Consider the following 13,229-nt stretch of genomic DNA (forward strand, 5'->3'; position numbering starts at 1 on the left):
TAAACTGGCGCGGCATGACTGTACTGTTGGCATAGGTAGACATGCCCTTGTTACCGGTCACGCTTGCCTGCCGTTTTCCGGTCGGTTAAGCCTTACAACAGAAAAGCCGCCCTGTTAGGGCGGCCTTCAGTTCTTTGTATTAGCTGATTTGACTATCCGAGTGAATCGACAGCTTTCTTCACACTGCCGTATTGCAGCAGCAAAGCCTTGGCTTTTTCATAATCGTTGATACCGGTTTTCTCCATCACCATCTTGGTGCCACGGTCTACCAACTTACTGTTGGTCAACTGCATATTCACCATCTTATTGTCTTCTACCCGGCCGATCTGTATCATGACGGAAGTAGAGATCATATTGAGTACCAGCTTTTGTGCGGTGCCACTTTTCATACGGGTGCTGCCGGTTACAAATTCGGGGCCCACCACCACTTCTACCGGAAACTCGGCCGCTTCTGCCAGCGGGGATCCCTGGTTACAGGTAACGCAGCCTGTAATAATACCGCGTTTGCGTGCTTCGTTCAGGGCACCGATCACATAGGGTGTAGTACCGCTGGCGGCAATGCCGATCACGACATCGCTATCGGATACATCGTGTTGCCCAAGATCGAGCCATCCCTGGTCCCAGCTGTCTTCTGCCTGCTCTACCGGGCGTTGGATCGCGATCTCTCCACCGGCAATCAAGCCAATCACGAGCCCTTGCGGCATACCATAGGTGGGCGGAATTTCGGAGGCATCGAGAATACCGAGCCTGCCACTGGTACCTGCCCCCATATAGAACAAACGGCCACCGGCCAGCATTTTATCGGAGATCGCTGTTACCAGCGCTTCGATCTGGGGTATTGCTTTTTCGACCGCCAGGGGCACGATCTTATCTTCCTCATTAATACTGGTCAGCAGCTCGCGGACGCTCATTTTTTCCAAATGCCTGTAATTGCTCTGCTGCTCTGTTACTTTGTTGAATGACATGTATGCTTATTCTTTCTGTTAGTAGGTGTAGCCGAATGGCCTGCTGCACCACAATCTGCTGATTATTAATACCAGTTGGCCGGTCTGCATGAACCTGGCAATCGTTCGGCGTGTTTATTTATCAAGGTGGTATTTGATCAGGCCCTCCATCGGGTTCTTCAGGATCTGTCCCAGCTCAAACTCATAGGAATGACACAAGTCCGTTACCACATCCCGGAAAGCATACGATACGCCTCCTGTAAAATGAATGGGTAGCTTCCAGCTCTCGCCATATTTGCAAAGATGGTTAAAGAAAAAGTCATTTATGCCATCCTCGATGATATTCTCGATCATGAAATGCCCGCGATTCTCTGCCAGAAAGAGGGTAAAAGTGGCCAGGTAGCGGTTGGGGAAGGGTTTCTTATATATATTTTCCAGTATCTCTACCGCATTAATTCCCTTATACTTTGCTTCAAATTTCCAACGCAGCTCGTCGTCATAGGTATTGTACAGGTAATATTGAAGTACTTTTTTGCCGAGATAGGCACCGCTGCCTTCATCGCCTAGTACATAACCCAATCCAGGGCTATTTTTAACAATCTTGCTGCCGTTGTAATAGGCTGAATTGCTGCCCGTGCCCAGGATACAGGCGATGCCTTTTTCATGCCCACAGAGTGCGCGAGCGGCACCAAACAGGTCATGCGTTACTTCTACCTCCACGCCGGGGAAAATGTTGGCGATCGCCTTCTTGACGATCTTGGCATTAGCAGGGTTGCTGCAGCCAGTACCATAGTAATAAACTGCATCTACGACCGGTTTCTTCAATCCCGGTAGCAGCTCATTACGGATTATAGTTTCGATCTGGGGAGTATTCAGAAAGTAAGGACTGATGCCCTGGGTAAAAACTGTCTTACTCTTCTTCCTTGTTTCTGCCAGGCTCCATTCACATTTGGTAGCCCCGCTGTCCGCAATCAAAATGGCCATAGATATATCCGTTTAAGCTTTCATACTCAGCAGCAACCATTTAACGAAGGTAAAGCGTGGAATTGAGAATTAATTATGAACTTCGCCCCTAAATTTTAAAATTGAGCGACCCCGCATGAAGTAATCTGTCTGATCGCTGATTCCACGAAAAAGCGGCATAAAAACGCATTAATGCCAGGTTTCCTGGAGAAAATGCAACAGATTATGACATCCGACCTTCAAAAAATATTATTTCCCGATGAAGAAACTACAGGTATGGCTTCCCTTATTATTTGCATTGGTCTTAATTGCAGGTATGTGGATCGGCTTCCGGTTGCGCAACAATATACCTAACTCGCGAGGCCTTTTCCAATCGGCTCAACGATCTTCCGTGCAGGAAGTCATCGACCTGGTGAATGCCCGTTACGTGGACAAAGTAAGTTCTGACTCGCTGGCCGAAGATGCTATCCAGGCGATGCTGACTCACCTCGATCCACATTCTATTTTTATACCGGCCAAGTATCTCGATGAAGTGAATGCCGATCTGCAAGGTAACTTTGAAGGTATCGGTGTAGAATTCTTTATCATCAATGATACGGTCAACGTGACCAATGTACTGGCCGATGGTCCCAGCGATAAAGCAGGTCTGAAGGTAGGTGACCAGTTTGTGAAAGTAGGTGACTCTACCGTTGCCGGCAAGATCGATGGTGAACGCATCAAAAAATTACTGCGCGGTCCGGGCGGCAGCCAGGTAGCGGTAATGGTATTGCGCAACAACAAGCCCTTCAGCACCACCATCACCCGCGGCACCATTCCTTTGTATTCGGTCGATGCGGCCTATATGGTGGATGCAACCACCGGCTATATTCACCTGAATAAATTCTCCGGCACTACCTATGAAGAATTTATGCAGGCTACGGAAAAGCTGCAAGGCCAGGGCATGAAACAACTCATCTTCGATATACGCGACAACGGTGGCGGTATTCTCGGAGAAGCTGTAGACATTGTCGATGAATTTCTCGACGACAACAAACTAATCGTATATACACAGGGCGACAAACAACCCAGGCAGGATTTTCGCTGCAAGCGTCCGGGCTTACTGGAAAAAGGAAAGGTCGTTTTGCTGGTCGATGAGAATTCGGCATCCGCGAGCGAAGTAGTCGCCGGCGCCCTGCAGGATTGGGACCGGGCGACGCTGATCGGCCGCCGCACCTTCGGTAAAGGATTGGTGCAGGAGCAATACGACCTGAGCAATGGCGCCGCCCTGCGTCTCACCGTGGCGCGCTATTATTCGCCGCTGGGCCGCAATATCCAAAAGCCTTACAACAAGGGCCGCGAAGCCTATAACGACGAGGTGGCCGAACGTTTCCACAATGGAGAAATGATGACGGGCGACACCAGCACCAACCATGTAGGACCTTCTTACAAAACACCCAAGGGACGCACCGTTTATGGCGGTGGAGGTATCACACCGGATATCTTCATTCCGTATGATACCACCGGGTATTCGAGACCAGTATACCAACTGTTTAGCAAACAAACTTTCAGCCGCTTCATTTATGCTTACTACATACAGCACCGCAATTACTTTGACCAGTTCAAGAATCCCAAAGACTTTGCCCAGCGCTTTGACAAGACCGGCGATGCCTGGAGTAACCTGGTAAATTTTGCGGCGAAGGATTCCATTCAGCTTGGCTCACTGACCAGCCACGACAAAGCAGAAGTGGAACGTCGCATCTCCACCTGGCTGGCCCGCCAGATCTGGCGGATGCCGGGTTATTTTGAAGTAAACAACCTCAATGATACCATGGTGAAAAGGGCGATCGAAGAATTGAAGAAGTAGGAATACAGGCAACGAGGCACATAGGCAACGAGAGAAGAAAGGCACCGAGTTAGGAAAGACAGCGAGGCAACCGGGCAGCAAGGCACATAAGCAACGAGAGAAGAAAGGCACCGAGGTTGCAAGGAACATCACAAGCCTTTTAAAAAGAAAAGCGCACGCCATCTACATTCAGCTACAAAGACATAGTTCTATATAACAAAAGCCGCACGTCGTACGATGTGCGGCTTTGCTGTTTTTGCAGCTGGCTATACTGCTGGTTGCTGGTTGCGAGGGTCAGGGGATTTGAACTGATGGCTATACTTTCCTGGCTTGTTACTTGGCTATACTTTGTCTGTTTTAAGGACTTGGCTTGTTGCTGCGTTGCCTTCCTTGGTGCTGTTGGCTATACTAGTTGTCTTTCTGGCGACTTTGATCCTCTATTATACTTGTTGTTCTCCTGGCTCTGCTTGTTGCCTCAATGCATATTTGCCTTGTTGCCTTATTTGTACAGTTCAGGCTTGTCGAGCAGCTCTTTCTTTTCAATCTTGTACGAGAAGATGAGGCCGATACCGCCACCGATGGCAATGAGGGCAAAGTAGAGGAAGGTGATCCTACCGTCATCCATGCGCTCTCCCCATTTGTTGGTTGCGTTCAACACATACTCTCCGAGGATAAAGGCTACTGCCAGCCCGATACCGGCACCTACCATCAACAACCCCCATTTCAGGTTTACAAAAGGCGCAGGGCGGTTTCGGTTGAGTTTGGGATCCAGGCCCTTTTCGATCATTGCCATATTCTCGCGGGTGCGCATGTAGCGGATGCCGAATATCGTTGCAAAAAAAGCTAAACTACTGAGGATCAACCAGAGTATCGCTAAATGTCCTTCGTCCATGACTTACTATTTTATTGTTTTAAAAGTTATTTGCTTGTTTCTTTCCATATCAGACTACTGCTTTTCTACCCGGGTTACAGCTTTTAGAAAGTTTTTTTTTGCAGCGCTTGTTACTGAATATAGGACCACCCCGGGCTCGTGCAGGTTACAGGCAACCGGAAAAATGTTGGCGATTTCTTTTGTCTGGTTCTTACACCTATATATGGTGTAACGCCGCCCTTAAATTTCTTACCTTGCCCCTGTAACCAAACCCAACCTTCTGTAGTCTTACTACCAGCAATGAATACCGGAACGAATGATAATGAGATCATTAGCAGAGTGCTGCGTGGTGAGCATTCACTGTATGCCGACCTGGTGAAACGATACCAGAATTTCGTTTTCACCATTACGCTACGGTACACCAACAGCCGGGAAGACGCCGAAGAGATCGCCCAGGACGTATTTGTCAAGGCGTATCGTAGCCTGGCCGATTTCCGCGGAGAATCCCGGTTCAGTACCTGGCTATATACCATCGTGACCACTACCTGTATCACCTTTCTGCGAAAAAAGAAGCTGGAAACGCATTCGCTTGACAATGAAAAGGTATTTGAGGTGGCCGACAGTGTAGATTCCGGTTTCCGGGCCAACCAGGTCGAGCAGAAATCAAAGATCCAGATGGTCAACAAAGCCATCAAGCTGCTCAGCCCCGATGATGCTAAACTGATCTCCTTGTTTTACCAGGGCGAACAGAGCCTGGATGAGATCGGACAGATCATGGGCCTGGAACCCAATACCGTCAAAGTGCGGCTACACCGGGCCAGGCAACGCCTGAAGGACAAAATGGAGACCCATTTTGTGCAGGAAGTAAAAGACATTATGAATTGATCTAAAAAAGCAGGAGTATGAACACGCAACCATCTATTGAAACGCGTTTGTGGGATTATATCGACGGACTTTCTTCACCTGAAGAAAAGTCGGCCATCGAGCAGTTGATCGAAAGCAATATCGAATGGCGGCGACAATACCACGAATTGCTGGAAGTGCACCAGCTGATGAGCAACAGCCTTGAGCTGGATGAACCCTCCATGCGTTTCACACAAAACGTAATGGAAGACATTGCGAAATACCAGATCGCTCCTGCTGCCAAGAATTATATCAACAAACGTGTGATCTGGGGTATCGGGGCATTCTTTCTGATAACGATCGTCGGTTTCCTCGTCTTTGTATTTGGGCAGATGCTCACCGCACCCGCTGCCACTGGTGGAGGCACCAATGCACTCCCTTTCAACATCGATCCAAACAAACTCAATGTGGGCAATGTACTAAACAGTACCTCCACCAACGTATTCCTCGTGATCAATGCTATCCTCGGACTGGTATTGCTCGATATGTACTTGGGCAGGAAAAAAAAGCAACTGCGGGAGCAACTGTAGCTTTTGACACGATGGCCGCTCCTACGATAACATTGGGCATTTAGTATCCTTCACCTACGCTCACAAATCTATTTACGATACTACGATGCAGCCGGGCAGCAAATGCCCTGCTACATGGTGATCTGTTATCACTATGTTCCGGTATGCCCCGCCGATTCTTCGGAGGGGCTTCTTTGTTCTATAGTGGGATTTATAACTGACGGCTATCGACCTGCTGCAGGAATTGATCGATCGCCGTTTGCTCAGATTGCTTTTCTGCCCGCTCGATCCAACGCAGGATGATTTAGCAAGTGCCCTACCTCGTTAGCAATACGATCCGGTTCAACCGGCCCTTATGTTCATCGGCAGCCATTTTCCAGGCCAGAAAAGGACCCAGTCAGGGAAGCGAACCTACCGCTCACATATTGATGCAATCGATAGCACAGTTGCCGCCCCGCTTTCGATTAGTCAGTATTTTTACCGTAATCGATATAAAGCAATTTACTGCGCCCATGACACAACTATTCCGGCTATCACTTTCGTCTTTATTGGCCACTACCCTCCTGGCAACCTTCCATCAACCAGCAACAGGGCAGGTACCCACCCAAATAACCGGTAGCACGCCTGCAGCTACTGTCCAGATGCTCAGCGCTACAAAGATCAACGCCACAACGGTCGACATCAGGTACGCCAACCAGAAGCATGTATTGATCGACTTTTATGGCGACAACCTATTCCGTTTGCTGTACGACAGCACGGACAGGGATTTCAGGGATCCGGCTGCGACGCCTGCGGCCAATATCCTGGTAGAGCAGCCCCGTAAAAAAGTGGCGGCGCTGACTATCCATGACAAAGGAACCGCCTGGATCATCAGGACAGGTCAGCTAACGATCGAGCTGCCCAAAATGGCCCTGCGGCTCGACGTGTTCAACAGCCACCACAAAAAGGTGGTAGCGGTCACCAACCTGTACGAGTTTACCAAAAAGCAGTCGATACTCCGGCTCCAGGAATCCCCACAGGAATATTTTTATGGGGGCGGTGTTCAAAACGGCCGCTTCTCTCATAAAGGAAAGTCCATTGCTATCGAAAATCAGAACAGCTGGACCGATGGAGGTGTTGCCTCTCCCACCCCATTCTATTGGTCGACCAATGGCTATGGTTTCATGTGGTATACTTTTAAGAAAGGCAAGTACGATTTTGGTGCCCAGGAAAAAGGTATCGTACAGCTGTCGCACGAAACGGACTATCTCGACGTATTCTTTATGATCGACGCCCAACCCGTAGCGCTGCTCAATGATTTTTACCAACTCACCGGCCATCCTGTATTGATACCCAAATTCGGCTTCTACGAAGGTCACCTCAATGCTTACAACCGCGATTACTGGAAGGCCGACACCACCGGTATTGTGTTTGAGGATGGCCAACGGTATAAGGAAAACCAGAAAGACAATGGCGGCACCAAAGAGTCGCTGAACGGAGAGAAGAACAACTATCAGTTTTCTGCCCGGGCGGTGATCGACCGCTACAAAGCGCAGGACATGCCTTTTGGCTGGATACTGCCCAACGATGGTTATGGAGCAGGATACGGACAGACCGGCACACTGGACAGCAATATCCTCAACCTGAAATCCTTTGGTGATTATGCCCGGCAGCAAGGTGTACAGATCGGCTTGTGGACCCAATCGGACCTGCATCCCAAAGAAGGCATCAGCGCCCTGTTGCAACGCGATATCGTAAAAGAAGTGGGTACTGCTGGTGTGCGAGTGCTCAAGACCGATGTCGCCTGGGTAGGCAGGGGCTATTCGTTTGGCCTGAATGGCGTGGCAGACGCGGCACAGATCATGCGGCAGGAAAGCAACAATGCCCGCCCCTTTATCATCTCACTGGATGGTTGGGCAGGTACACAACGCTATGCCACCATTTGGACCGGCGACCAAACGGGCGGCGTATGGGAATACATTCGCTTTCATATTCCCACTTATATTGGAAGCAGTCTATCCGGACAGCCCAATATCACGTCAGATATGGACGGCATATTTGGTGGGAAAAACGCAGCCGTCAACATCCGCGACTTTCAGTGGAAGACCTTTACGCCCATGCAACTGAATATGGACGGCTGGGGATCCAATGAAAAATATCCGCAGGCGCTGGGTGAGCCGGCTACTTCGATCAATCGCACGTACCTCAAGCTAAAATCTGCCCTTCTCCCCTATGCGTACAGTATTGCCAAGGAATCGGTGGATGGATTACCGATGATCCGCGCCCTGTTTTTACAATATCCCAACAGCTATACGCTGGGAAAAGCGACTCAATACGAATACCTGTACGGGCCTAATTTCCTCATAGCGCCCGTATACAAAGAAACCAAAGCAGATGCTGCTGGCAACGATATTCGCCACGGCATTTATCTCCCCAAAGGATCGTGGATCGATTACTTTTCCGGTGAACGGTACGAAGGCAACCGGATCATCAATCATTTTCCCGTGCCGATCTGGAAGCTGCCGGTATTTGTAAAAGCCGGCGCGATCATCCCGATGACGGCGCCCCACAACCAGGTGACCGCCATCAACAACAACCTCCGCCTATATGAAGTGTACCCCGCAGGTAAAAGTTCCTTTCTCGCCTATGACGATGATGGCCTCACCGAGGCCTACCGTACCGGCCAAGGTGCCCATACACTGATCACTTCCAGCGAAGCAAATGGCGTAGCGACGATCACAGTACACCCAACGAAAGGTAGCTTTGATGGTTTTGATAAAAAGAAGGTCACCGAATTCCATATCAATGTAACACAAACCCCCACCGCCGTTAAAGTAGCAGTAGGTGGTAAATTGATTGCGCTGACCAAAGCAGCCAGCTTCGAACAATTTACAACGGGCAGCAATATGTACTACTATGAGGCAACTCCCAACCTCAACCGGTTTGCTACCAGGAACAGTGCTTTTGAAAAAGTAGCGATGACCAAAAACCCGCAGGTGCTGGTGAAGGTGGCGGCAACAGACATCACTCAACAAGCAGTGGTGCTGACCATCGCCGGATTCCGGTTTGCGCCGAAAGACCATTTGCGCCACTCAACCGGTATGCTGACTGCCCCCGTGCTTCCGCAGATAATAGATTCTAATGCTACTGCCTATACGTTGAAGCCCACCTGGAACAAGGTCACCAGGGCCGACTATTACGAGATCGAATTCGACGGTCAACTGTACAGTACGATCTCCGATACCGCTTTCCAGTTTGAAGCGTTGACGCCGCAATCGGTGTATCCATTTAAGGTACGAGCAGTCAATAAAACAGGCGTTTCTGCGTGGACTTCCTTCACGGGCAAAACGAAAGTCAACCCGTTGGAATTTGCCATTAAGCACATCAAAGCCACTTCGACGGTGCCCGACCAGGATGGCGCTGAATTAGCGATGCTGTTTGACTTTGACGAGAACAGTATGTGGCATACCGCCTGGGGTAAAAAAGCAGTTCCTTTCACCGTTACGATCGACCTGCAATCGTTCAATCAGTTGGAAAAGCTGCAATACCTGCCACGCAGCCGGGGCAATGGTATCTTATTGAAAGGAACGATTGCTTACAGTGAAGACAAAACGAACTGGTCTGCTCCCACTGCCTTTACCTGGACCAGGAACGGGGATACCAAAGAAGTGACCTTCCCCAACCACCCAACAGCCAGGTACCTCCAGCTATCCGTTACAGAAGCGGTGGGCGACTTTGGATCGGGCCGCGAACTGTACGTCTTCAAAGTACCTGGCACTGCCAGCATCATTCCAGGCGACATCAACAATGATGGCAAGGTTGACAACAATGACCTGACGTCGTATATCAACTATACCGGCCTGCGCAAAGGAGACAATGACTTTGAGGGTTATGTCAGCAAGGGCGATATCAACAAAAATGGGCTCATCGACGCGTTTGATATTGCTCATGTCACGACCCGACTCGATGATTGTGAGTCCACCGGCCAACCCGATAGCCTGACCGGCAAGCTGGACATCACCGCCAACAAAACATTGGCCGCTCCCGGCGAGATTGTAACCATCACTGTGAAAGGTATCGACCTGCGATCTGTGAACGCCCTGAGCTTTGCCTTACCGTACGATCAACAGGACTTTGAGTTTGCCGGTATCGTGCCTGTCGGCGTTCAGCAATTGCAAAACCTGACCAACGACCGACTGCACAACAATGGTAAAAAAGTATTGTATCCTACTTTTATCAACCGTTGTGATGGAGCACCGCTGAAAGGAACAAAAGAATTGTTCATCATCCAATTGAAAGCAAAACGGTCCGTTTCGATCGACTTGCATCCTACAGATATATTGCTGGTGGATCAACAACTCAATACGATCCGGTTATAAGCCATAACCCTTCACGTTGGCCATAAAAAATGGGTGGACCTGTCGGCAGGTTCACCCATTTTTTGTTGATGTCTGCCTACAGGCTTGGGGGAGTTGTGTTGCTACCGAGGGGCCTCTATGGTGAGTGGTGTCGCTGCTGGGGGCGGGTCCCCCTTTGGAGCGCTGTATTGTGGGTCGGGTAGCCTTTTCGGTGCTGTGTTGCTGAAGGGGCAGGTAATTCATAGAGAGCTGTGTCGCAGCTGGGAGTGGTATTATATCCCGTTGCCTGCCCTGTGCTTACCCTCCGCTTACGGTACGGGCAACCCCGGGCGCAAACCTCTATAACCCCTCTATATGTGCTCTATAAGTCCTCTATAACTTTTATCCCGGCCCGGAGCATTTTCAACCTGGCGGTTCTTTGCTGATGGGCTGCCCGCGTGCCGGGTGCACGCTCATCCACCACTACACTAACAAAAGGCCGTCTCCCGGAGGAAACGGCCTTGTTGTTGTATTTGTCCGGCAGTGTTCAGCCGCACCGCCGAGTGAGTGACTAGTCTTTGAACTTCTTCTTCAGTTCCGCCAGTTTTGCCTGGAAGGGGTTCAGCGGCTCGTTCTTTGCCGGCTGGCCACCTTTGTTACCACCACCGGAACGATTGTCTTGCCGGTTGCCGCCACCCTGGGAGCGTTGTTGTCCACCACCGACACTGCTTTTCTGCTGGTCGCGCATGGAAAGGGCAATGCGCTTACGGGCCACATCTACTTCCGTCACCGTCACGGTCACCTTCTGGTTCAGTTTAACGACGGAGTTGGGGTCAGACACATACGTGTTGCTCAACTGAGAGATGTGCACGAGGCCATCCTGCTTGACACCAATGTCTACAAAGGCACCAAAGTTGGTGATATTAGTCACGACACCGGGCACGGTCATACCGGGCTTCACATCTTCAATCGACTTGATCGTATCATCGAAACGGAACTCTTCGATCTGTGCACGGGGGTCACGACCGGGCTTTTCCAGTTCCTTCAGGATATCGTTGATGGTGAATTCACCGATCGTTTCGCTGATGTATTGTTTCTTGTTGACTTTCTTGCGTAGTTCGGCATTTTTGATCAGGTCTTCTAGGGAAGCCTGCAGGTCTTTCGCCATCTGCTCTACCACAAAATAACTTTCGGGGTGTACCGAAGAATTATCGAGGGGGTTGGCAGCACCGGGGATACGTAAGAAGCCCGCACACTGTTCAAAGGTCTTGGGCCCCATCATCGGTACTTTCTTCAGTTCTTCGCGGGTCTTGAAGGCGCCGTTCTTGGCACGGTATTCCACAATGTTCTTTGCGAGGGTATTGCTGAGACCAGATACATAGAGCAACAGGTGCTTGGAGGCTGTGTTGACATCAACACCCACAAAGTTCACCGCACTTTCAACGACTCTGTCGAGCGCGTCTTTTAGCTTGGTCTGGTTGACGTCGTGCTGGTACTGACCCACACCGATCGATTTGGGGTCGATCTTTACCAGTTCGCTGAGCGGATCGAGGAGGCGGCGACCGATGCTGACCGCACCACGTACGGTTACATCCTGATCGGGGAATTCTTCGCGGGCTACTTCCGACGCAGAGTAGATAGAGGCGCCGCTTTCGTTGACCTGGAACACACTCACGGGGCGACCGAAGTCGATGCCACGTACCAGTTGTTCTGTTTCGCGGCCGGCGGTACCGTTACCAACACCGATCGCTTCGATCTCATATTTATTGACGAGGTGTTTGATCTCGCTTTCACTCTTGCTCCATTCGTTTTGTGGCGGGTGGGGATAGATCACGCCGTTGTACACCAGGTTGCCTTGTGCATCGAGACAGATCACTTTACAACCGGTACGGAAGCCGGGGTCGAGTGCCAAAACGCGCTTGGACCCGAGGGGGGATGCCAGCAACAACTGACGCAGGTTTTCGGCGAATACGTTGATCGCATCCTCATCGGCTTTGTTCTTGCTCACGAGGCGGAATTCGTTTTCGATCGAAGACTTCAACAAACGATCGAAGCTGTCGTCGATGGCTTTCCTGACTTCCGCGCTGTTGGGGTTGGAGGCCTTAATGAAGATACGGTCCAGTTCATCGACCGCTGTTTGCTTATCGATGTTGATGTCCATCACCAGGTAACCTTCTTTTTCGCCTCGGCGGATGGCCAATACCCGGTGCGAAGGGCTTTCGGACAGTGGCTCGTTGAACTCGAAGTAATCGCGGTATTTCTGCGCTTCTTCTTCGTCTTTTTTGCTGCTGAGAACTTTGGCGGAGAACTGGGCTGTTTCGGTAAACAACTGGCGTACCTTGTTACGGGCCTGTTCGTGCTCTGCCACCCATTCAGCAATGATATCGCGGGCACCCTGTAGGGCTTCTTTGGTATCTTTTACCTGGTCGGTAATGAATTTATTGGCTTCAGCGCCGGGATCTTCTGCGCCTTGTTCGAAGAGCAATTTTGCCAAAGGCTCCAGTCCTTTTTCAATGGCCTGGGTTGCCCTGGTCTTGCGCTTGGGTTTGTAAGGCAGGTAAATATCTTCCAGTTCGGTAGCATCATAACAGTTTTCAATACGCTCTTTCAGCTCGGGCGTCAGTTTGCCCAGGCCGTCGATGGTCTTGATCACGGTTTCTTTGCGTTTGTCGAGCTCGGTGTAATAAGCGATTTGCTCTACGATGTTACCGATGGCGACTTCATCGAGGTTATTGGTAGCCTCTTTACGGTAACGTGCCATAAAGGGGATGGTAGCACCTTCTGCCTGCAGATCGTGAACACTGGTAATCTGTTTCAGGGTAAGACTGAGCTTTTCTGCGATCTTTTGTGTGTACTTTAATTCCATGGTCTGATACTGTTAATCGTTCAGCGTAGATCTTG

8 protein-coding genes are annotated in these 13,229 nt (G+C 50.2%); 4 read left to right on the forward strand and 4 right to left on the reverse strand.

The annotated features are described in order from the left end of the window. Positions 1-152 precede the first annotated feature (152 nt). Positions 153-965 carry an N-acetylmuramic acid 6-phosphate etherase gene (gene murQ / locus P2W70_RS26625; protein ID WP_276484600.1) on the reverse strand — a complete coding sequence of 271 codons (813 nt, stop codon included), beginning with the start codon at positions 963-965 and terminating at the stop codon, positions 153-155. Between the two features lie 114 nt (positions 966-1,079). Further along, positions 1,080-1,928: an N-acetylglucosamine kinase gene (locus P2W70_RS26630; RefSeq protein ID WP_276484601.1), complete on the reverse strand. Its 849-nt coding sequence runs from the start codon at positions 1,926-1,928 to the stop codon at positions 1,080-1,082. Positions 1,929-2,166: 238 nt separating this feature from the next. Here P2W70_RS26630 and P2W70_RS26635 point away from each other — a divergent pair, with 238 nt between their 5' ends. Then, positions 2,167-3,750 (forward strand): S41 family peptidase, encoded by a 1,584-nt coding sequence (locus tag P2W70_RS26635; RefSeq protein ID WP_276484602.1) that lies wholly within the window; start codon positions 2,167-2,169, stop codon positions 3,748-3,750. A 478-nt stretch (positions 3,751-4,228) separates the two neighbouring features. Here the strand turns inward: P2W70_RS26635 and P2W70_RS26640 are convergent, their stop codons facing one another. Further along, positions 4,229-4,621 carry a DUF6249 domain-containing protein gene (locus tag P2W70_RS26640; protein ID WP_276484603.1) on the reverse strand — a complete coding sequence of 131 codons (393 nt, stop codon included), beginning with the start codon at positions 4,619-4,621 and terminating at the stop codon, positions 4,229-4,231. Between the two features lie 279 nt (positions 4,622-4,900). Here P2W70_RS26640 and P2W70_RS26645 point away from each other — a divergent pair, with 279 nt between their 5' ends. From P2W70_RS26645 to P2W70_RS26655, 3 genes are all read left to right on the forward strand, one after another. Further along, positions 4,901-5,485, forward strand: a complete 585-nt coding sequence (locus P2W70_RS26645) for an RNA polymerase sigma factor (RefSeq protein WP_276484604.1) — start codon at positions 4,901-4,903, stop codon at positions 5,483-5,485. A gap of 17 nt (positions 5,486-5,502) precedes the next feature. Continuing rightward, on the forward strand, positions 5,503-6,033 hold the full coding sequence (locus P2W70_RS26650; RefSeq protein WP_276484605.1) for an anti-sigma factor family protein: 531 nt from the start codon (positions 5,503-5,505) through the stop codon (positions 6,031-6,033). A 491-nt stretch (positions 6,034-6,524) separates the two neighbouring features. Then, on the forward strand, positions 6,525-10,370 hold the full coding sequence (locus tag P2W70_RS26655; RefSeq protein ID WP_276484606.1) for a TIM-barrel domain-containing protein: 3,846 nt from the start codon (positions 6,525-6,527) through the stop codon (positions 10,368-10,370). A 529-nt stretch (positions 10,371-10,899) separates the two neighbouring features. Here P2W70_RS26655 and P2W70_RS26660 read toward each other — a convergent pair. Next, positions 10,900-13,194, reverse strand: coding sequence for a Tex family protein (locus P2W70_RS26660; RefSeq protein ID WP_276484607.1), 2,295 nt, complete (start codon positions 13,192-13,194; stop codon positions 10,900-10,902). Between the last annotated feature and the right edge of the window lie 35 nt (positions 13,195-13,229).

Origin of the sequence: Paraflavitalea pollutisoli (genome assembly GCF_029360705.1) — a bacterium.
Classification (GTDB): Bacteria; Bacteroidota; Bacteroidia; order Chitinophagales; family Chitinophagaceae; genus Paraflavitalea; species Paraflavitalea pollutisoli.

Excerpts from the sequence above, each read along its gene's own strand:
- P2W70_RS26650 (WP_276484605.1), top strand. The coding sequence starts at position 5,503 with ATGAACACGCAACCATCTATTGAAACGCGTTTGTGGGATTATATCGAC.
- P2W70_RS26645 (WP_276484604.1), top strand. The coding sequence starts at position 4,901 with ATGAATACCGGAACGAATGATAATGAGATCATTAGCAGAGTGCTGCGT.
- murQ (WP_276484600.1), bottom strand. The coding sequence starts at position 965 with ATGTCATTCAACAAAGTAACAGAGCAGCAGAGCAATTACAGGCATTTG.
- P2W70_RS26630 (WP_276484601.1), bottom strand. The coding sequence starts at position 1,928 with ATGGCCATTTTGATTGCGGACAGCGGGGCTACCAAATGTGAATGGAGC.
- P2W70_RS26635 (WP_276484602.1), top strand. The coding sequence starts at position 2,167 with ATGAAGAAACTACAGGTATGGCTTCCCTTATTATTTGCATTGGTCTTA.
- P2W70_RS26640 (WP_276484603.1), bottom strand. The coding sequence starts at position 4,621 with ATGGACGAAGGACATTTAGCGATACTCTGGTTGATCCTCAGTAGTTTA.
- P2W70_RS26655 (WP_276484606.1), top strand. The coding sequence starts at position 6,525 with ATGACACAACTATTCCGGCTATCACTTTCGTCTTTATTGGCCACTACC.
- P2W70_RS26660 (WP_276484607.1), bottom strand. The coding sequence starts at position 13,194 with ATGGAATTAAAGTACACACAAAAGATCGCAGAAAAGCTCAGTCTTACC.